This is a genomic window from Alcanivorax sp. IL2, from assembly GCF_047495475.1.
In the GTDB taxonomy this organism is placed as follows: Bacteria; Pseudomonadota; Gammaproteobacteria; order Pseudomonadales; family Alcanivoracaceae; genus Alcanivorax.
In genome coordinates this window covers 1,781,047-1,799,687 of sequence record NZ_CP179932.1, presented here as the reverse complement: position 1 = coordinate 1,799,687, position 18,641 = coordinate 1,781,047, and the positions used below count along the sequence as shown (strand labels likewise).

20 protein-coding genes are annotated in these 18,641 nt (G+C 58.5%); 8 read left to right on the top strand and 12 right to left on the bottom strand.

Translation table 11 applies throughout. The features are described 5' to 3' along the window. Positions 1 to 147 precede the first annotated feature (147 nt). The 7 genes from ACMG4N_RS08410 (at position 148) to ACMG4N_RS08380 (ending at position 7,591) form a co-directional block, all read left to right on the top strand. Positions 148 to 1,020 carry a putative selenate ABC transporter substrate-binding protein gene (locus ACMG4N_RS08410; protein ID WP_297766481.1) on the top strand — a complete coding sequence of 291 codons (873 nt, stop codon included), beginning with the start codon at positions 148 to 150 and terminating at the stop codon, positions 1,018 to 1,020. A 12-nt stretch (positions 1,021 to 1,032) separates the two neighbouring features. Then, the gene (locus ACMG4N_RS08405) at positions 1,033 to 1,683 is read left to right on the top strand and encodes an ATP-binding cassette domain-containing protein (RefSeq protein WP_297766478.1); all 651 of its coding nucleotides are present in this window, start codon (positions 1,033 to 1,035) and stop codon (positions 1,681 to 1,683) included. Further along, the gene (locus ACMG4N_RS08400) at positions 1,680 to 3,176 is read left to right on the top strand and encodes a PhnE/PtxC family ABC transporter permease (protein WP_297766475.1); all 1,497 of its coding nucleotides are present in this window, start codon (positions 1,680 to 1,682) and stop codon (positions 3,174 to 3,176) included. The genes ACMG4N_RS08405 and ACMG4N_RS08400 overlap by 4 nt, the downstream gene beginning before the upstream one ends. A 37-nt stretch (positions 3,177 to 3,213) precedes the next feature. Next, entirely contained in the window at positions 3,214 to 3,987 is a 774-nt protein-coding gene (locus ACMG4N_RS08395) for a PhzF family phenazine biosynthesis protein (protein ID WP_297766472.1), read from the top strand. Next, a complete protein-coding gene (gene selD, locus ACMG4N_RS08390) occupies positions 3,987 to 6,146 on the top strand; it encodes a selenide, water dikinase SelD (protein WP_297766719.1) in 2,160 nt (719 codons plus the stop codon). Before ACMG4N_RS08395 ends, selD begins: the two co-directional genes overlap by 1 nt. A 47-nt stretch (positions 6,147 to 6,193) precedes the next feature. After that, entirely contained in the window at positions 6,194 to 6,583 is a 390-nt protein-coding gene (locus ACMG4N_RS08385; RefSeq protein WP_297766469.1) for a PA2779 family protein, read from the top strand. 153 nt (positions 6,584 to 6,736) lie between these two features. After that, positions 6,737 to 7,591: a PA2778 family cysteine peptidase gene (locus ACMG4N_RS08380; RefSeq protein WP_297766466.1), complete on the top strand. Its 855-nt coding sequence runs from the start codon at positions 6,737 to 6,739 to the stop codon at positions 7,589 to 7,591. Here ACMG4N_RS08380 and ACMG4N_RS08375 read toward each other — a convergent pair. The 3 genes from ACMG4N_RS08375 to ACMG4N_RS08365 all read right to left on the bottom strand — a co-directional run bounded on the left by ACMG4N_RS08375 (position 7,534) and on the right by ACMG4N_RS08365 (position 10,729). Further along, positions 7,534 to 8,142 (bottom strand): hypothetical protein, encoded by a 609-nt coding sequence (locus tag ACMG4N_RS08375; protein WP_297766463.1) that lies wholly within the window; start codon positions 8,140 to 8,142, stop codon positions 7,534 to 7,536. The genes ACMG4N_RS08380 and ACMG4N_RS08375 overlap by 58 nt on opposite strands. Then, positions 8,139 to 9,467 (bottom strand): peptidylprolyl isomerase, encoded by a 1,329-nt coding sequence (locus tag ACMG4N_RS08370; RefSeq protein ID WP_414433289.1) that lies wholly within the window; start codon positions 9,465 to 9,467, stop codon positions 8,139 to 8,141. The genes ACMG4N_RS08375 and ACMG4N_RS08370 overlap by 4 nt, the downstream gene beginning before the upstream one ends. 239 nt (positions 9,468 to 9,706) lie before the next feature. After that, positions 9,707 to 10,729 carry a phospholipase gene (locus tag ACMG4N_RS08365; protein ID WP_297766456.1) on the bottom strand — a complete coding sequence of 341 codons (1,023 nt, stop codon included), beginning with the start codon at positions 10,727 to 10,729 and terminating at the stop codon, positions 9,707 to 9,709. Positions 10,730 to 11,083: 354 nt separating this feature from the next. Between ACMG4N_RS08365 and mscK the strand changes: the two genes are divergently transcribed. Beyond that, positions 11,084 to 14,452 carry a mechanosensitive channel MscK gene (gene mscK / locus ACMG4N_RS08360; protein WP_414433288.1) on the top strand — a complete coding sequence of 1,123 codons (3,369 nt, stop codon included), beginning with the start codon at positions 11,084 to 11,086 and terminating at the stop codon, positions 14,450 to 14,452. 75 nt (positions 14,453 to 14,527) lie between these two features. On the opposite strand, the gene ACMG4N_RS08355 is transcribed toward mscK, so the two are convergent. From ACMG4N_RS08355 to ACMG4N_RS08315, 9 genes are all read right to left on the bottom strand, one after another. Further along, positions 14,528 to 14,743: a TIGR02450 family Trp-rich protein gene (locus ACMG4N_RS08355; protein ID WP_297766449.1), complete on the bottom strand. Its 216-nt coding sequence runs from the start codon at positions 14,741 to 14,743 to the stop codon at positions 14,528 to 14,530. Between the two features lie 126 nt (positions 14,744 to 14,869). Then, entirely contained in the window at positions 14,870 to 15,190 is a 321-nt protein-coding gene (locus tag ACMG4N_RS08350; protein ID WP_297766447.1) for a hypothetical protein, read from the bottom strand. Between the two features lie 469 nt (positions 15,191 to 15,659). Then, positions 15,660 to 15,923, bottom strand: coding sequence for a hypothetical protein (locus ACMG4N_RS08345; RefSeq protein ID WP_323772655.1), 264 nt, complete (start codon positions 15,921 to 15,923; stop codon positions 15,660 to 15,662). A 55-nt stretch (positions 15,924 to 15,978) separates the two neighbouring features. Next, on the bottom strand, positions 15,979 to 16,317 hold the full coding sequence (locus ACMG4N_RS08340) for a hypothetical protein (RefSeq protein ID WP_414433287.1): 339 nt from the start codon (positions 16,315 to 16,317) through the stop codon (positions 15,979 to 15,981). A 91-nt stretch (positions 16,318 to 16,408) separates the two neighbouring features. Further along, the gene (locus tag ACMG4N_RS08335; protein WP_414433286.1) at positions 16,409 to 16,696 is read right to left on the bottom strand and encodes a hypothetical protein; all 288 of its coding nucleotides are present in this window, start codon (positions 16,694 to 16,696) and stop codon (positions 16,409 to 16,411) included. 52 nt (positions 16,697 to 16,748) lie between these two features. Beyond that, positions 16,749 to 17,081: a hypothetical protein gene (locus tag ACMG4N_RS08330; protein WP_414433285.1), complete on the bottom strand. Its 333-nt coding sequence runs from the start codon at positions 17,079 to 17,081 to the stop codon at positions 16,749 to 16,751. A gap of 67 nt (positions 17,082 to 17,148) precedes the next feature. Next, positions 17,149 to 17,550: a hypothetical protein gene (locus tag ACMG4N_RS08325; RefSeq protein ID WP_414433284.1), complete on the bottom strand. Its 402-nt coding sequence runs from the start codon at positions 17,548 to 17,550 to the stop codon at positions 17,149 to 17,151. Positions 17,551 to 17,646: 96 nt separating this feature from the next. Continuing rightward, entirely contained in the window at positions 17,647 to 17,895 is a 249-nt protein-coding gene (locus tag ACMG4N_RS08320) for a hypothetical protein (protein ID WP_414433283.1), read from the bottom strand. 93 nt (positions 17,896 to 17,988) lie between these two features. After that, positions 17,989 to 18,603: a zinc-ribbon domain-containing protein gene (locus ACMG4N_RS08315; RefSeq protein ID WP_414433282.1), complete on the bottom strand. Its 615-nt coding sequence runs from the start codon at positions 18,601 to 18,603 to the stop codon at positions 17,989 to 17,991. Positions 18,604 to 18,641: the final 38 nt, after the last annotated feature.

Below are 18,641 nucleotides of genomic sequence, written 5' to 3'. Positions count from 1 at the left end.
AAAGCTCCAACGGATATTTCTCTTTCGGCAAGGTTCCTGGCTGGCATCCCCGGCTAAGCGCTCTATAATCCCCTTGTCGTGTCTGGCCGGGCCCGCGATGAGATGTTCACTTTGTCCGGTAAGCCTCCCTATTGAACGGAGTCAACAATGCGCTTCAAGCTTCTTGCCGCCCTGTTTGCAGCACTGCTGCTTTCTGCCTGTAACGAACCCCATACCGGGACCTTCGTTTTCACCGCCATCCCTGATCAGGATGAATCGCAACTGGAAAAACGCTTCGGCGTGGTTGCCCTCTATCTGGAAGAGCAACTGGGCGTGCCGGTGAAATATGTGCCGGTGAAATCCTATGCCGCCGCCGTCACGGCCTTCCGCAATAACGAAGTGCAGATGGCCTGGTTCGGCGGTCTGTCCGGTGTCCAGGCCCGTCGTCTGGTGCGCGGGTCCCAGGCCATCGCCCAGGGCCTGGAAGACCCTGACTTCAAGTCCTACTTCATCGCCAACACCAGCACTGGCCTGAGCCCGTCCGAGACGCTCACCGACGCCTTTGTCGAGCAGACGTCCTTTACTTTTGGTTCCAAGGGCAGCACCTCCGGGCGCTTGATGCCGGAGTTCTACCTGCGCGAGGCCTTCAACGAGTCCCCGGACCAGCTGTTCGAGAAAGTCGGCTTCTCCGGTGATCACAGCGCCACCATTGCCCTGGTGCAAAGCGGCGCCTACGCCACCGGCGCAGTGAACTACAAGGTATGGGAGCGGGAACTGGAAGAAGGCAAGATCGACACCGACAAGGTGCAGGTCATCTGGGAAACCCCTGGCTATCCGGACTATCACTGGACCGTGCGCGGCGACCTGAATGACAAGTTCGGCGACGGCTTCACCCAGCGCGTCACCGACGCCCTGCTGGCTATTGATGATCCGGTTCTGCTGAATGCGTTCCCGCGGGAAAAATTCATTCCTGCCAGCAATGACGACTTTGCGCCCATCGAGGACACCGCCGAAGCCATCGGCCTGCTGGACGCGCAGTAACAGGATCGGATTTTGACATTCCATCTTGAGAACGCACGGCTTGGCCATCCCGGCCAGGTCGTGTTTGCGTCCCTGTCGCTGACCATTGCCGACGGCGAGAAGGTGGCGTTGCTGGGTCCTTCCGGTGCCGGCAAATCCACATTGCTGGCCGCCCTGCGCCAGCAGCAGGAAGCCCGCTGTGCCTGGTGCCCCCAGGCCGGTGACTTGGTACCCATGCTCAGCGTCTTCCACAACCTCTACATGGGCGCCCTGCCCCGTAACCCGACGCTGACCAACCTGCGCAACCTGATCTGGCCCAGCGCCAGGGAAAAGTCCAGCGTGGGAGAACTGGCCCGGGAACTGGGGTTACAGGACAAGCTGTTCACCAGCGTGGACCAGCTATCCGGCGGTCAGGCGCAACGGGTTGCCCTGGGCCGGGCGCTCTATACGCAGCGCGCGGTGCTGCTGGCCGACGAACCGGTCTCCAGTCTGGACGAACATCAGGGGCTTGATCTGCTGCAACGGTCGCTGGCCCGCCACCAAACCGCCGTGGTCGCCCTGCATGATCGTGAGCTGGCGCTGCAATGCTGCGACCGCATCATCGGTCTGGGCGACGGCAAGATTCTGCTCGATGCCCCCGCCAGCACCCTGAACCTGGGTGATCTGGACACGCTCTACCAATGAGCTCCGCCGTCCGGCAGCGCGTCAACACCACCGCCGCCCGGTGGCGTCGGGCCAGCTTCTGGCTGGCCGTGGCCGGGCTGATCGCCCTGGCGGCGGCCGACCTGGACATCACCCGCTCCTCCCCCGGTAGCGAACTACTGCGCATGGGCCAGGGCTTTCTGGTACCGGATTTTTTCTCCACCGATAACCTTTGGCGGGCCCTGGCCAACACCCTGGCCTTCGCCTGGCAAGGCACCGCCCTGGCCGCCCTGTTTGGCTTTCTCATGGCCATGGCCTGGCATCACCGTTGGGTGCGGGGCGTTGCCGCCAGCATCCGCGCCGTCCACGAACTGTTCTGGGGCCTGCTGCTGTTGCAGGTAGCCGGGCTGAGCACCGTCACCGGGGTACTGGCCATCGCCATTCCCTACGCGGGCATCTTCGCCAAGGTCTTCGGTGAATTTCTGGAAGAGGCGGACCCGGCTCCCGCCGGCGCCCTGCCTGCCAGCGGCCAGCGCCTGAGCGTGTTCTTCTATGCCCGCCTGCCGCTGGTCTGGCAGGCCTTCAAGGCCTACGGCGGCTACCGGCTGGAATGCGCCATCCGCGCCTCCGCCATCCTCGGTTTTATCGGCCTGCCCACCCTGGGCTTTCACCTGGAAACCGCCTTTCGGGAAGGCAGCTACGACCAGGGCGCTGCCCTGTTGTACCTGTTCTTTGCCATCATCTTTACCCTGCGCTGGTGGCTGCGCCCGGCCTTGATCCCCGTGTACCTGCTGGCCGCCATCGCCTGGGCACCGCCGTTGTTCACCGGCCGGCTCGATAATCTGGTGCGCTTCGTCACCGTGGACTTGGTGCCACTACCGTTACGCCAGGGCGGTGGGCTCATGGAACTGTGGCACTGGTTCGCCATGCTCTGGCAACAACAACTGTGGCCGGGGCTCTGGCAGACTCTGGTACTGGGCCTCGGCGCCCTGCTGCTCACCGGCTTGTTGTCGCTGCTGCTGTTCCCGCTGATCTCACCATTGTTCGGCAACCGGGCCAGTCGCACCGCCGGGCATGGCCTGCTGGTGGTCATGCGCACCACCCCGGAATTCTTTCTCGCCTTCTTTTTCCTGATTCTGCTCGGCCCGTCCATGCTGCCCGGCATTCTGGCTCTCGCCCTGCACACCGGCGCTATCGTCGCCCACCTCACCGGCCGATTCAGCGAAAGCCTGAAACTGCGCGCGGACGCTCCTACCGGCATCAACCGCTACGCCTGGGAAGTGCTGCCCCGGGTCACTCCCAATCTGCTGGCCTTCCTGCTCTATCGATGGGAAGTGATCATGCGCGAAACGGCGGTGCTGGGGATTCTTGGCATCCATACCCTGGGTTTCTATATTGATTCCAGCGTGGCGGAATTCCGCTTCGACCGGACCCTGCTATTGATCCTGGCCACGGTCATGCTCAATCTGGCGGTGGATGCGCTGTCGCGGGGGTTGCGCAAGCGGCTGCGGCTGAAGCCGGGGTTGGGATTATGAAACCAATGAAACGAACACGTTATTTTCAAGGCAGCTCATGAAACTCTATCAAGTCGATGCCTTCACCTCTTCCCTGTTTGCCGGCAATCCGGCAGCGGTGGTGCCGCTGGAACGCTGGCCGGACGATGTCCTGCTGCAGAACATCGCCATGGAGAACAACCTGTCGGAGACGGCCTTTCTGGTGCCGGACGACACCGGCTACACGCTGCGCTGGTTTACCCCCAGTGTGGAAGTGGATCTGTGTGGCCATGCCACCCTGGCCGCTGCCTGGGTGGTGTTCAATGCGCTGGGCTTTCCCGGTGAGCGGATTCGTTTCAACACCGCCTCCGGCGCGCTCTATATAGACCGTAGTGGCCAGACCTTCAGTCTGGATTTTCCTGCTCGCCCCGGGCACCCGGTCAGCCAGCACGAGCCCTTCGAGCAGGCGCTGGGCATTCCTCTCAAGGACGTGCTACAGGCCCGTGACACCCTGGTGGTGCTGGACAGCGCCGACCAGGTGCGCGACTTTCAGCCGGATTTCACCGCCATCGGCAAGCTGGATACCTTTGCGATCATGATCACCGCCCCCGGTGACGACTGCGATTTTGTCAGCCGCTTTTTCGCCCCCGCCAAGGGGGTGCCGGAAGATCCGGTAACCGGTTCCGCCCATTGCACCCTGGTCCCCTACTGGGCCGAGCGGCTGGGCAAAACGTCTTTGCACGCCCGCCAGCTTTCCGCCCGGGGTGGAGAGCTGCACTGCACCCTACAGGGTGACCGGGTCACCCTGAGTGGCCAGGCTCGCTGCTTTCTGAAAGGCGATATCCTGCTGTGATGACTCCGTCGGCCAATCACGATCTGGTACTGGTGGGCGGCGGCCACAGCCATGCGCTGGCCCTGCGCATGCTGGCCATGAAACCGGTACCCGGTGTGCGAATCACCCTGGTGTCTCCGGATGCCCTCAGTGCCTACTCCGGCATGTTGCCTGGCCTGATTGCCGGCCACTACAGCCTCACCGATACCCATGTGGACCTGTACCGGCTGTGCATCGCCACCGGCACCCGCTTTATCCGCGCCGCGGTGACAACGATCTGCAGCGCCGAGCGCCGCCTCACTCTGGACGATGGCAGCACCCTGGAATACGACTGGCTGAGCCTGGATGTGGGCGCCACCCCGAACCTGCAACCGGTGGGCGAAGACCACCCGGATATCGTGCCAGTAAAACCGGTGGCCAGTTTCCATCAACGCTGGCAACAATGGCGCGATGGCGACAGCCCTCTGGCGGTGGTCGGGGCCGGTGCCGGCGGCACCGAAATGGCCCTGGCCATCGCCGAGTCTCAACGCCGTGAGGGACGCCATACACCCTTGTCACTGATCAGCGGCGGCATCCTTCTGCCCAGCTACCCGGAGTCGGTGCGTCGTCGCATGCGACGGTATCTGGATGACTACGGTATCCAGCTGCGCGAGCACACGCGAGTGGAAAAACGCGATGGCACCCTTTACGCCAACGACGCCCCCCTGAACGCCTCGCGAGTGCTCTGGTGCACCGGCGTGCGTGGCACCCGAGTCATCGCCAACAGCGATCTGGACTTTGACGAAAAAGGCTTTGTGCATGTACAAGCCACCCTGCAAAGCCGCAGCGACAACCGCGTGTTTGCCGCCGGTGATTGTGCCGCCTTTCCTGACAGTCTGCCCAAGGCCGGCGTCTACGCGGTGCGTCAGGCCAAGGTGCTGGCCCATAACCTGCGCGCCGCCATCACCGGTCAGCCATTGCAGGTCTATCATCCACAAAAACATTTTCTCTCGCTGCTCTCCGCCGGGGGCAAACAGGCGGTGGCCAGCCGTGGCGGCGCCCTGTCCGCCGCCGGGCACTGGGTGTGGCGCTGGAAAGACCGTATCGACCGGGCCTTTATGAACAAGTTCGGCGATCAGTTACCCACGATGACGCCACCACCGGCGGACCCGGATACCCTGCACTGTGCCGGTTGTGGCGCCAAGGTAGGCAGTGGTGCGCTCCATGATGCGTTGCGGGATCTACAGCCTCATATCCGTGAAGGCATCGAGGCCGGGGTGGATGCCGCCGATGACGCGGCAATCATTCGCTGGGCCGACAACCAACGTCTCGTGCAGAGCCTGGATTTTTTTCCGGCCTTTATCGACGAACCGTTTTTGTTCGGCCGGGTAGCGGCGCTGCACAGCCTCAGCGATCTGTACGCCATGAACGCCACGCCCCACTCCGCCCTCGCCAACGTGACCCTGCCCTGGCATCACCCGAAATTGCAGGGCCGGGATCTGCAACGGTTGATGGCCGGTGCGGTGAAAGAACTGAACGCCGCCGGCTGCACCCTGGTGGGCGGCCACACCATCGAAGGCCCGCAGATGGCCGCCGGCCTTACCGTCAACGGTCAGGCGGACCCGCAACAACTCTGGCACAAGCGCGGTGCCCGGGAGGGCGACCGCCTGCTGCTCACCAAACCCCTGGGTAGCGGCGTACAGCTGGCCGCCATGATGCAGAAAGACAAACTGCACGGCCCCTGGCTGGATGCCACTCTGGACCACTTGTTGATCAGCAATCGCATCGCCCAACAGGTCATGCAGGATTTTCCCGTGCATGCCTGCACCGATGTCACCGGCTTTGGTCTACTCGGCCACCTCCATGAAATTTGTCAGCAAAGTCATGTGGCCATGGCCATCGATACCGACAGCATTCCCTTGCTGCCCGGCACCCTGTCGCTGATTGAACAGGGGGTGAGCAGCACCCTCAACGAGGCCAACCGGAACGTGTTGATGCACTGCGATACGCAGCAGGTTGCAGAGCCGCTACTGACTACCCTGTGCGACCCACAGACCGCCGGCGGCCTGCTATTCAGCATTCCCGAAGAGGCCCTGCCCCGGGCCCTGACGCAATTGCGTGAAGCCGCAGTGAACGCATCAGAAATTGGTAAAGTCCTTGTAAAAAATAACGAGTCTTCGAGAGATATTCTTCTGCATTAGGGTCAAGATGTTAGTGTTGAATTAATCGAGCTGAATGGAGATATCCCATGACCAAGCGTATTACCGGTATTCTCAGTGCATCATTGCTGCTTTTCATGCAGTTGATGATTGTGCCGGCCGCCCAGGCCGCCATGATCGGTAACGATACGGTCATTCAACAACAGGACCGCGCGGCCATGAAGGCGCAGGTAATGGAGCTGATGGACCACAAGGTCGCCGCCAAGGCATTGGGTGATTACGGTGTCAGCAAGGACCAGGTGAGCCAGCGTCTCGACCGTCTTACGGATCAGGAGTTGCAGCAGCTGGCCCAGAAAGCGGAAGAGTTGCCCGCCGGTCAGGGCGTAGTTGGCGTAATCCTCGCCATCATCCTGATTTTGATCCTGCTCGACCTGCTCGGCGCGACCAACGTTTTTCCGGCCATCGATCCCATTAACTGATCCATGGCTGTCCCCTACGGCGAGGAGCCCATCGCTCCTCGCCTTTCACGCCCAACGTTTACACGCCCTTTTAACCTGGCATGCCTTGTCAGCCTGCTGGCTCTGCTTTCGTTGAGTGGATGCCAAAGTGTCCCGCCTCCGCAAAGTGCCCAGGTGGAGACCGAGCAGCAGCTGGTGGTGCCCTTTGTCCCCCAGGAAAAATACCAATGCGGCCCCGCCGCTCTGGCCATGATGCTGCAATGGGCCGGCAAGCCGGTAAGCGCCGACAGCCTGGTAGACGAGGTGTGGTTACCGGAACGGGAAGGCAGCCTGGGCATTGAGTTGCGTGCCGCCGCCCGCAGCCGCGGTCTGATGGCTTATCCGGTGGAAAATAGCGAGGCGTTGTTCCGCGAACTGCAGGCAGGCCGACCAGTGCTGGTATTACAGAACCTGGCCCTGCGTCGCTGGCCCCAGTGGCATTTTGCCGTCGTCACCGGCTATCAGGAGCAGGGCAACACCATGGTGTTGCACAGTGGCACCGACGCCGGCAAGACCAGCCACTGGAACCGCTTTATCCGCACCTGGGCCCGCGCCGATCAATGGGGCTTCACTCTGGTCGAGCCGGGTAAACTGCCTGCCAGTGCGGAACCGGACACCCTGTTCCGGGCGATTTCCGCCCTGCCCAATGCCGAGGCCTTCTGGCCGGCGGCGGTAGAGGCGTTCCCGAGCAGCGGAAAACTCTGGTTCGGCCATGGCAACAGCCTGTGGAACCAGGGCCGACAACAACCGGCGCTCGACGCCTTCCAACGCGCTACCCGCCAGGCGCCGGACTTTGCCGCCGCCTGGAACAACCTGGCTTACGCCCAGCAGGCACTGGGCGATGCGGAGGGAGCCAGCGACAGCATCTGCCGTGCCCATGCCCTTTCCCCGCAGGACAAAGCCATCCGCGAGAGCGTCGTGGAGCTGACCGGTCAATCCTGTTCCGACGAGGCCTCGTCGGCCGGTTCTACCTGTAGTGCCGATAACTGATCACGCTGTTCACGCAACTTGGCCAGCTTGGCTTCGCCTTCCGCCAGTTGCGCCTCGCTGATGCCGCTGGCGCGGCCTTTGGCAATCATCGCTTCCAGTTCCGGAATACGCTGATCAACGGCGTTGGCAAACGAGGCATACACGCTCTGTTGCTGGCGCTGCTCGTACTGTTGATACAGCGCCGGGTCGGCCAGCTCGGCAGCGCTGGGCGGCTCACGCAGATTCGTGCGCGGGGCCAACGGCGGCTTACGCGGATCACCATGGCGCATGCTTTCACGCAGGGCCGTTACCGCTTGTGGCGAGGGCACCGGCCCGGCGGCAGGATCGGCCACGCGGGAAGCGCGCGATGGCCGCTGACGTTCCGCCACTGTGTCGGTCATGGGCAAAGGCGTGGCCGTTTTTTCCTGCTCTTTGTGCGTTGCGATCCCTTCGACCGCCGAGCCGTCATCGGTCACCCCCGGTAGCGGCGCCTGTGCTGCACTCGGCAACCACCTGGCCATCACCGCGACCACCGCGCCCAGCAACAGGGCAACCAGCAGCGCCTTCATCACAGCACCTCCTGATTGATTCGCAGCGATGCCTGCTCAGTGACCTGCGCCAGCAGGTTCTGGAAGCGTTGTTGCAACAGTTGCTGAGCCACCGCCCGACCCGCACGGTAGCGGACCGATTCGCTCTCCAGGCTCTGGTAGGCCGTCACTTTTTCTTCCACCAGAAACAGCTCCCAGTAGGGAGCGGCATCAGCACCGGGGCTGCGAAACGGAGGCGACACTACGCCTTCAGGCTGCACAAACGCCAGTGCCCGAGTCCAGTGATCCTGCCGGGATTGCCGATCAATCCAGCCCAGCTCGCCGCCCTGATCCCGGTCCGGTGCTACGGAGTAATCCGCTACTGCCTGGTCAAACGACAGGCCATCGTGGATCAGCTCATGCACCCGGTCCGCCTGCTGCTGGCTATTCACTCGCAGATGCCGCGCGCGCACCCGCTCCACACGGGTGAATTGTTCCTTGTTTGCCGCGTAGTAGTCGGCAAGCTGCACATCGCTCACCTGGGCAGCCAACTCTCGCAGTTCAGGGTTGTCGTCGTGGATGTCCTGCATCAGCCCCATGTCATGCATCAGGGTATCCCGTTGCAGGGCATCGTCGATGCTGCGATCCACAGCGGCGATGGCCGCTCGTGACAGACCGGCCTGTTGCTCAAACCAGTAAAACACATAGGCCATGATCAGCTGCTGTTTCACTGCTTCACGAATAAAACCCAGGTTGAGGTTATGCATCTGCACCTTCAACTGGATGTTCTGCCGCCGGTAAAGATCCCACAGGGTCAGCGTTTGTTCCGGCTGGTCGTCGGCAAAGCGATAGCGGGCCAGTACATAGTGGCTGGCCGCTTGTTGCTGGGCGTCAGTCATGGTGCTGTACAGTGCCTGCTCCAGGGTCAACATGGGCGCCAGCGCCTCGCGGGACAGGGCCAGCGGTGTGGTCAGGCTGTCCAGGCTGTTCTGCATGCCATGTTCGGTGACTGCTGCGCGTAGTTCCTCTGCATAGGCCGTGCGAATCAGTTTGAAACGTTGCTGCTCGTGTCGGGTGGCACTGTCATAACCCACCCGTTCAGGGTGAGCGTCATGGTCATGCTGCGCCTTCGCCACCGCCGCCAGCAGACGGTTTTCCACCAGCCCCTTGAGCACGCTTTCCCGGCTGATGTCCGGATCACTGCGACGAGCGGCAGCCACGAACACGTCCAGGGTTGCGGCGGGAATGGCATCACCATCCACACGGGCGGCCACGCTGTCGGGCAGCGGCCCCCACTGCTGCCAGCCGGCATAGCCAGCTACTGCAAACAGCGCCAACACCATCGCCAACATCCATCGGTGCATTGCCATGGAAGTTTTCCTCCATCCTCTCTTATCGCTCGTTCATTACCGTAGGGTGGATTAGCCGAAGGCGTAATCCACCAAAGCCACCACCCCGGACGTCGGATCATATAATGGTGGATTACGGCCTTCGGCCTAATCCACCCTACGCGAACTGCACCGATCTGGCGTTTGCATGGTGCAGTTCGCCTTAGGCTCAGTGCACCCTACGGGGAAACACCGGCCCGGTTATGAGCCGGTTACCGGTATCAGGGATTAACCTGGTGCGCGGCGTGGTTGAGCAGATGCACCACCATGGCGATGGCGTTGGGGATCACCGTCTGCCCTACCTGCACCCGGTCTACATGGTCGGTGCTGGACAACACGATACCGCCATTGCCATAGGCCAGGGCGCCACCCTCGGTGAGCAGCGGGCGGATATCCGTGCCAGTGGGCGACAGCGGGGTGAAGTTCTGCAGGGCCTGATCCACCAGGGCGGTGTCGTTCAGGTTTTCGCTGTCGTAGTAATCCGCCACCCAGGACTCCCAGCCGCTGTGATTCAGGGCCGAGGTGGTCCACACATGGTGGGGCTGCAGCAAGTCAGTGGTGTGCAACACAAACCCCAGGGTCTGGGCGGTGGGCTGGCTGAGGAACTGGCTGTACCAGTACTGCCCCAGGTTATCGATAGGCTGGAACGGCATTTCCTCGAAGTCGTCGTACATGGACTTGCTGGAATAGCTACCCTGCCGATAATTGGCTTCGGTAATACCGTAGGTGTTGTACTGCGGATCATCCGACCACCACCAGCCGGTCATGCCACCGGGGCCATCATCCAGGTAATCGCCATACAGCCAGGACGCGGCAATATTGTCGATATCGCCCCAGACCGTGAGCAGATCGTAGTTGTACCCGCCCAAGTCATTACCGTGCACATCGGAACTGCGGGTGTGATTCTGGAAGTGCCAGTAGGAGGTGTAGTTCACCAGCGACGCACCGGCGTTGAATACCGGCGCATAGACGCAATCACCGGAGACCGCCCCACACAGGTAGGTATCCTGGAAATCATCCACGTCATAGGCGCCCTGCCCGATCACTTCGGCGAACTGCTCCATGCTGTAACCGGCGGCGTTGACCCAGGCCTTGAGGCGGTTGTACTCGGTGCTACCCGGGTGATTCTTCATGTAGTCCACCGCATCGATAGCAATGCGCTTGTGGGTGATCTGCTGAAACGCCTGGGCAGGCGCAGTGACGATAGCGGCGGCCAGCAGGCCGCAGAGTGCGAGCTTGTTCATGGGTCCCCTCCCAATTCTTATGAAGTTTGTTGTGTTTATTGGTTAAACAATAAACACACTTACCCCTTCGCCCTAGGACGTAGCCGGACAAAAAATGGACATTTTCTGCCAGGGGCAGCAGAGCTCCTGTTTACAATGGCAACACTCACCCTGCCCAAAAGGGATGACAAAACAGGGACACCATCGTTTGTCCGATAACAGATGCCGGCACAGGCGGAACAACTGCTGCGCCCCTTGCAACGCCTTGGTAAGCTTGCACAGACTTGGGCGTAAAAAATCGTCTCTGCAGGGCGCGCCGACCTTCCCCTGCAAAACACATTGATAGCCCCCCTTACCCACTGGAGCTTTCTGGTTATGGATCGACGTCTGGCCCTTTTCCTGCTGATTTTTCTCCCCGTCATGGCACAGGCACAGATCGGTGGCTTTTCCCTGCCCGGCGTCGGCGACCTGGAAAAACAGATCTCCGGCAGCGACGACACCAGCAGCGGTGACAACGCCAATCCTGACAAGAAAATCCTGCAACAGACCCTGGAACTACGCCGCGAGATCGACAGCAACCAGCAAACCATCAAGGATCTGGAAACCTTCGCACGCCAGGCATCCACCCAGCGGGCGCGCCTCAACGCCGAGCTGGCCAAGGCCCGGCAACAGCAGGACAAGGACTGGGCCGAGCAGTACAAGAGCCTGGCGCTGCAGGCACTGATCGAGAGGCTGACCAGCCGTCTGGATGCGCTGGAAAAGAACCAGAGCCGCCTGGCTGAGGTCAATGGTGAGCTGACCCGCGCCCAGACCCTGCCCGAGCAAGCCCAGAATGTAATCAGCAAGGCCATGGAGCGCATGGATACCATCCGCTCGCGGCTCAATGAAGGTACCGACGAAAACGGTGAGCCGCTCAACGACAAACAGGAGCAGGGGCTCAATACCGAACTGCGTGCCCTGGAAACCCGTATCGAGCGCTACAACCAGGAACTCACCGTCGTCGACAAGAAACAGGATGTGGCCCGCCTGGAACAACAGTTACTGCGTACCGAGCAAGCCACCCTGGAAGCGCAGCTTGATGCCGTGCAGCCCCTGATCCAGAAACGCCGTATCAATCAGCTGGAAGAGATGGCCAACTCGCCGGAATCATCACTGCCGGAGACCGTGCTCGAAAACAAGCGAATCCAGAATGCCAGGGCGGAAAACCAGGCCCTGCGTGAGCAACTCGCCCGCACCAGCCAGGCCGTCAACAGTCTGCTGCGCCGCGCCATCGACACCAAGACGCAACTGGACAAGGCCCGCGCCCTGTCCAGCACCGTCAACGATCAGATCCGCCTGCTGGATGGCAGCCTGCTACTGTCACGGGTGCTGTACCAGCAACAGAAACGGCTGCCGCAAAGCCAGTCGGACATGAACCTGCAAAAGCGCATTTCCGACGCCCGCCTGGAGCAATTCGAGCTGGAGCAAAAGATCCAGTCGCTGGATAACTCGCCCCTGCCAGAACAGGAAAAACTCAAAGGGGAGCTCTCTGCGGATCTGGAGCAGGCCTTTACTATCCTGCATCGGGAGCGGCGTGAGCTGTACGACCAGCTCAATCAGGAATTGGGTCGGCAACTGGCCATCCTCACGCGTACCCAGCTCAACAAGGAGCAACTGGACAAGGTGTCGCGCAGCCTGCACAGCATTATTTCCGAGCAAACCTTCTGGATGCCCAGCACTCAGCCAGTGAGCCTGGAATGGCTCGGCAAGCTGCCCGGGCACATTACCCAGCAACTGCGCGACATGCCCTGGAAAGCCCTCTGGCAGGGCACCCGTGACCTGCTTACCGGAAAATGGGGCTGGCTGGTGCTGGCCGCCATCCCCGCCATTATTCTCGTGCTGCTGCGCCCACGACTGAAAAAACGCATCGACACCATGAACAAGGATGTGGGCTTCCTGCGCCGTGACAGCCAGCTGCACACGCCGTTGAGCTTGATCTATACCGTGCTGATCTCCTCTCCCGCACCCATCGCCCTGGCCGTGATTGCCGCCGGACTATGGCGTCAGCCCAGCACCATCACCAGCGTACTGGGGGCCGCCCTGGCACAACTCGCCCTGCTCTGGCTGGTGTTCGAAATGCTTTACCGGCTGCTAAAGAGCGGCGGTATCGCCCAGCGCCATTTCCGCTGGGACAGCGAGCATAATCAGCATATGCGTCGCCGCCTGGCGCTCACCGGCCTGGCCATAATCCCCATGACCTTCATCATCGCCTTCGGCGACCAGTGGCCCGCCCAGCTGAGCAACGACCGCCTGGGCCTGGTCATCATGGTCTTCAGCCTGGTGGTGGTGATGATCAGCTTGCCCTCGGTGGCGCAGAGTTACCCGGGGCGCCATTACAGTCGCACCATGAAAGGCCTGTCCACCGGCCTGTGCGCCGCCGCCCCGCTGATCCTCACCGTGCTGATCGGCATCGGTTATTACTACACCTCAGTGCGTCTGACCGGCCACATGATCTACAGCCTCTATCTGGTGGTGCTGTGGATTCTGCTCGACGCCGTGGCCGTGCGCGGCCTGGCCGTGGCCGCCCAGCGGCTGGCCTACCGGCGCGCAGTGGCCCAGCGGGAAGCCGACCAGAAGGGCTCTGACACCTCCTCGGCTGCATCAGAAGCCGTAGAAGTGGAAGAACCGCAGCTGGACCTGAAACAGGTCAACCAGCAATCCCTACGCCTGATACGCCTGGCACTGATCGCCGGTATCGGCCTGCTGGTCTATTGGGTCTGGGCAGATGTGTTCCACGCCTTCTCCTACACCGAAAACATCGTGCTCTGGGAAACCGCCGACGCTGCCGGCCAGGCCAGTGGCACCTCACCCATCAGCCTGGGCGATGTGATGACCGCCCTTATCATCGGCGCGGTCACCTTCCTGCTGGCCAGCAACCTGCCCGGCCTGTTGGAAGTGCTGGTGCTGTCACGCATGGACCTGCGCCAGGGCACCAGCTACGCCACCACCACCCTGCTCTCCTATGTGATCGTGGCCAGCGGCGTGATCATCACGTTCGGTGCTCTGGGGCTGAGCTGGGACAAGATGCAGTGGCTGGTGGCTGCCCTGGGTGTAGGCCTGGGCTTTGGCCTGCAGGAAATCTTTGCCAACTTTATCTCCGGCATCATCCTGTTGTTCGAGCGCCCCATCCGCATCGGCGACGTGATCACCATTAACAACCTGGATGGCACCGTCAGCCGCATTCGCATCCGCGCCACCACCTTGATCGATTTCGACCGCAAGGAAATCCTGGTGCCCAACAAGGTGTTCGTCACCGAGCGACTGATCAACTGGTCCCTCTCCGACACCGTCACCCGCATTATCATCAAGGTGGGCTTCGCCTACGGCTCCGACCTGCAGAAATGCCGCGACATCCTTATGCAGGCCGCCCGCGAAAACAAACGGGTGCTACGTGATCCGGAACCGGTGGTGTTCTTCCTCACCTTCGGCGCCAGCACCCTAGACCACGAACTACGCGTCCACGTGAACGACATCGGTGACCGCCTGGCCGCCACCGACGAACTCAATCGCCACATCGATGCCCTGTGTAAGGAACACGACATCGAAATTGCCTTCAGCCAGCTGGATATTCACATCCGCAATGGCGATGGCGACAAGCTGTGCATTGAGGGGGAAAAACAGGAAAAAACCGGACAGCAAAACGGCAATAAGCAGGCGCCCAAAGCCAACGATGGCGAACACAACGAAAGTAACGACCCCCGCTAAACCCGCAGGGCGGAAATACCGACCGGGTATCTCCGCCCTGCGCCCGGCTCTCCAGAAGCCACACGACCGAAATAACTACTTCCAGCCCTGCTTCCAGTTCGATTCATCTCTTAGTGCTTTCCAGTCAATAGAATCTGAACGGTTTGATATCACCGCCTCTATCAGGCAGTGAATAACCTCACCCTCTTCATCAAACTCGACCTCTGTCACCAGAAAATGTTTTTCTTTCTTCACTGGCTTGACCGCAGTCCACTTGCTGTTAAGCAACTTTTGGGGATTGATTTTATTCATTGCTAGCCTTCAATTGTCACTTAATAACGCCTGAACTCAGGTACGTTTGAGGCGACGCCTGCTTTTGCGGTAGCAAGAACGGGAGCGGGGTCAGGTCAAACGTCACCTGCAGCGATTTGTTAGAGTTTACGGTTGATATTTGACCTCTGGCCATATTTCGTTGATCTCATCAGCTTGGTGTTGTGCGGCGAATCGTTCCCACACAATGCCGTTTACGTCAGAGTCCTGTGAAAACTCTGTAGCCGAAGGATCTTCCCAACCCAAATGCCGCAGAGACCCCGGAGCACAAGAGGAATCTTGGCGCACGGAAACATTAAGAGACTCGGTTCTCCAAAGAGCATATTCGCCTGGAATGGAGGAGCAGGGCCGCACGCCTAACCGCTCTGAATAATCCTCGATGGTTTCATCGATTCTGTCAGTTGAGATTGCAATATGCAGTTTTCTCATTGTTTTACCTTTGAACTCTAACGCAGCGGCTTTGCGACGCACCGGAGCGCCAGCGTAGGGGCGTCGCAAAGCCGATTATTAAGAAGCCGGCCCTTGGATTTGAAGCCAACCTCGACGTTCGCAGTAATTGGCGAAATCTTGGTAGTTTTCATTGATCCACATTTCATTGGGATGATCATGAAAACCCACGATTCCAACATCCCGATCCCGAATCTCGAAATTGTTGAAGTTACGAATTCCCTTTTGGGTGAGTTTACCCCGCTCGGAGAAATCAGTAATAACATCATTATTTACTACCACGCAGGGATCGGACGCGATCTCTATAGCATGTAGGCAAATACTTCGATAGTTCGTGGGGAGCACAGGAATTAGCCTGAATGATCCTTTCCGCTTCCAGAACATGATGCCTCTTAGCGCCCAGCACAGCCGCCGCAGGTCGGCCTGCTGCTTATTGTTAAGTGCCTATACATCAGGCACCTGACCTTTGAATTAACTCCACACAGCACAGACTAGTGAACATATAGCTGCCAGGGATAGACTTCCTTTCGACAATCACATCCGATCCTTCCAATACTTTCTCTGAAACGACCCATTCCAGAAAGTCTGGCTCAATCTCCAAGCGGGAATAATCTTCACCAATCATAACCACCTTGGCGGAAGTGTATTGATCGGGGCCAGAATCAAATCTGACCATATCCCCTAACAGCACCTTCTCACCTGATTCGTATTTCATGAGCACTTAACGCCAGCCATCATGCGCTTGTCGCATGCATGGCATTGTTAAACGCTCACTCCCCTTGGCTGACAAAATTGAGAGCACCATTATTGTTTTCCCAAACGTAGGCGATTTGCTGGATCTCAGGTTCAACCCTGCCAAAACCAATCATAATTGAACCCACATCTGGGCGAACTTCTAAAGCAGCATTGGCAATTCTAAGGGCCAATTCCTGCCTCTTAGAAGCACTCATGTCAAAGGCGTTTTGGTCATTCACATTCACAACCATTTTCCCAAAACTGTAAACTGCCACCACTTGCTCGTTATCTACAACCGTCGCAACAGCGGCTTTAACCTCTGCATCCTCAGCAGTTCCCAGCGAGCACCCAGCAAGAAACAAAAATATAGACATTAATATTAAGTTCAGAGCCCTCAAGTTCACCTCTTCCGTTTAACGCCGCGCTCTGCCGCTTGTCGGCAGCAGTGCCTTGTTATGACTTACCCTAACAGAAGCTATTGCCGCCATCTGAGAAAGGACAAAAAACCACATAACTCACCAACAACACCGGAACTGCCACGGTCCAAACGACCACACCTCCGATAAAATCACCCGCTTTTTTGATGGCACCAGGTTCAGAAGTATTTCCCGATTTTTCTTCTGGTGGAGCCACCTCACAATTATCTTGGCAGGAAATTTGCTCACCAACTTTCTCTCTCGGTAAATCCTGATCCGGATTTCCTGCACACCCATAGACGGCGATGGTCATACAAATCAAAAGGAAAGCTTTCATCGATAACTCGTCATAACGCTGCGGACACGCGCTTGTCGCGTGCTCCGCCTTGTTAAACGCCACTGGCTTTCGCCTCAAGAAGCGCTATTTTCACGATTAATTTCTGAATCAGCTGGGCCGCGTCAGACTGATACTTCTGGAATACCGCTGAAAGCTGAGATTCCAGCTCTTTATGCTGAGCCTCGTTCAAGGCGGACGTAATGGGAAAGCTGATATTTCCGCCAAGAACAGACTTCGACTCTTTAAACAGAGGCATGGCAATGGCAATGGCTGCCTCCACCGCTTCTCCAGAGAACCCCTTACCAGTCAAGCCCTCGCGTATGCCTCTCTCGATTTCAGCATCGTTTCTCGTGGACGCACCTGGAAAATCTAGAATATTGCTCATTGCTCTTTCCGTTTAACGCCTGCCTCAGCCGCCGAAGGTCGGCTTGCAGGCTCTTGTTAGACGACGCCTAAATTCGCGAACATTTCCCAATAACCGAGTAATAATTGGCTCCTTTCTGCCCCTTAGGGTCCCCGCTTAAACTCATAACAACAAAAGAGCCATCATTATCCATCATAAAAACCCCACCCCAACTATCACCCGGCATTTCGCACCAAACTGGCCTTCCTGATTCGTCATAATTGCACTGTGAAAGCCAGTCAGCATCTACACCAAAATCCCGAAGGCCAGTCTGCTTTCCAACGATATATTTATTATCAGCATCACCAGAAAATGCTCCGAACCCACCCGCGCTCTTTTCTGTAACTGCCGCACCTTTCTCTGCAATGCACAAATATGCCGCACCTTGATCCGCTGCGGCGACCAAACCTGACAGAAAAACAAGCACTATTAGTATTGCCTGCTTGTACATACACCCCCCTGGGTCTAATGCGTCTAACGCCGTGCTCTGCGGAAATTTAGGAGCCCTAGCGAGTAAAGTTTCCGCAGCAGCACCTTGTTATGCTTCTCACCCAACAATTTCAAACGCTATATAAGCCGCCACCAACAGGACAATAAAGCCGAATATCCCTATAAGCAGCTCATCTCTCTCCGCCTGGCTGGAATTGGGATATTTACCCAATGTAATCACCAGAAGAACCATCCGACCCAGCCAAACGCTAAAGACCTGAAATCCAATCTCGTAAAAAAAATCGACTAGCACCCATGAAATTAATCTGGCAACTGGCCTGAGAAAGTCTGAATCATCTATCGCCAAACCCTACCCCCTATAGAATCCCTTCTGCATAACGCTGCCATCACGCGCTTGTCGCGTGCATGGCCTTGTTAAGTGAAACCGCGTGTTTTTTCTTTACCGATGAACTGATTCCGCAGCAACCCAGTAAACAGTGCCCGATGAGCGAACCCGAACCTTTGCCTTTCCAGAAAGCAACTTGATATCAGATATTGCAACGCTCAAACTCTTATTTGTAACACCGCACCCATACGCATATTTATTTATCCCTTGAGCCAGCATTTCAAATTGCTCATCGAAGCGGCTCTCAGACAGACAATAAAGAGTACCCTTATCAATCCATGCGCCCGCCGTGCTTGGGCGTGATGATGGATTACTCTTATTGTTGATTGCGGCAATCACAAGAAATACACCAAGACCAATCCATATCCATTTTTGGGCTTTTGGCACGATATATCTCTTCACAAGGCCATAAATCCCAACCGGATAAAAAATAATTAGCCAGAACCATAGCCATCCAGTCTCATACCAGCGTGGAGACTCTTGAACTTCCGATTCATTCTCTTCGCCATGAATAGCAGGAACCTGCTCAATTTCGCCTTCAGGTAATAAGTCCTGATCGGCTTCGTTGGCTTTGTCGGCGACATCAGTATCAGATCTCGTAGGCGCACCACATTCAGGGCAGAATTTGTAATCTTCAACAACCTCCGCATCACACTCAACACATTTCATATTAACACCCCCCCCCTTTTATACTTTCCCAAACAGCC

Bases quoted from the DNA above. Each gene is read 5' to 3' on its own strand.
- ACMG4N_RS08335 (WP_414433286.1), bottom strand. From the start codon at position 16,696: ATGAAAGCTTTCCTTTTGATTTGTATGACCATCGCCGTCTATGGGTGT.
- mscK (WP_414433288.1), top strand. From the start codon at position 11,084: ATGGATCGACGTCTGGCCCTTTTCCTGCTGATTTTTCTCCCCGTCATG.
- ACMG4N_RS08410 (WP_297766481.1), top strand. From the start codon at position 148: ATGCGCTTCAAGCTTCTTGCCGCCCTGTTTGCAGCACTGCTGCTTTCT.
- ACMG4N_RS08345 (WP_323772655.1), bottom strand. From the start codon at position 15,923: ATGAAATACGAATCAGGTGAGAAGGTGCTGTTAGGGGATATGGTCAGA.
- ACMG4N_RS08325 (WP_414433284.1), bottom strand. From the start codon at position 17,550: ATGTACAAGCAGGCAATACTAATAGTGCTTGTTTTTCTGTCAGGTTTG.
- ACMG4N_RS08385 (WP_297766469.1), top strand. From the start codon at position 6,194: ATGACCAAGCGTATTACCGGTATTCTCAGTGCATCATTGCTGCTTTTC.
- ACMG4N_RS08365 (WP_297766456.1), bottom strand. From the start codon at position 10,729: ATGAACAAGCTCGCACTCTGCGGCCTGCTGGCCGCCGCTATCGTCACT.
- ACMG4N_RS08395 (WP_297766472.1), top strand. From the start codon at position 3,214: ATGAAACTCTATCAAGTCGATGCCTTCACCTCTTCCCTGTTTGCCGGC.
- ACMG4N_RS08400 (WP_297766475.1), top strand. From the start codon at position 1,680: ATGAGCTCCGCCGTCCGGCAGCGCGTCAACACCACCGCCGCCCGGTGG.
- ACMG4N_RS08350 (WP_297766447.1), bottom strand. From the start codon at position 15,190: ATGAGAAAACTGCATATTGCAATCTCAACTGACAGAATCGATGAAACC.
- ACMG4N_RS08340 (WP_414433287.1), bottom strand. From the start codon at position 16,317: ATGTCTATATTTTTGTTTCTTGCTGGGTGCTCGCTGGGAACTGCTGAG.
- ACMG4N_RS08330 (WP_414433285.1), bottom strand. From the start codon at position 17,081: ATGAGCAATATTCTAGATTTTCCAGGTGCGTCCACGAGAAACGATGCT.
- ACMG4N_RS08370 (WP_414433289.1), bottom strand. From the start codon at position 9,467: ATGGCAATGCACCGATGGATGTTGGCGATGGTGTTGGCGCTGTTTGCA.
- ACMG4N_RS08355 (WP_297766449.1), bottom strand. From the start codon at position 14,743: ATGAATAAAATCAATCCCCAAAAGTTGCTTAACAGCAAGTGGACTGCG.
- selD (WP_297766719.1), top strand. From the start codon at position 3,987: ATGACTCCGTCGGCCAATCACGATCTGGTACTGGTGGGCGGCGGCCAC.
- ACMG4N_RS08315 (WP_414433282.1), bottom strand. From the start codon at position 18,603: ATGAAATGTGTTGAGTGTGATGCGGAGGTTGTTGAAGATTACAAATTC.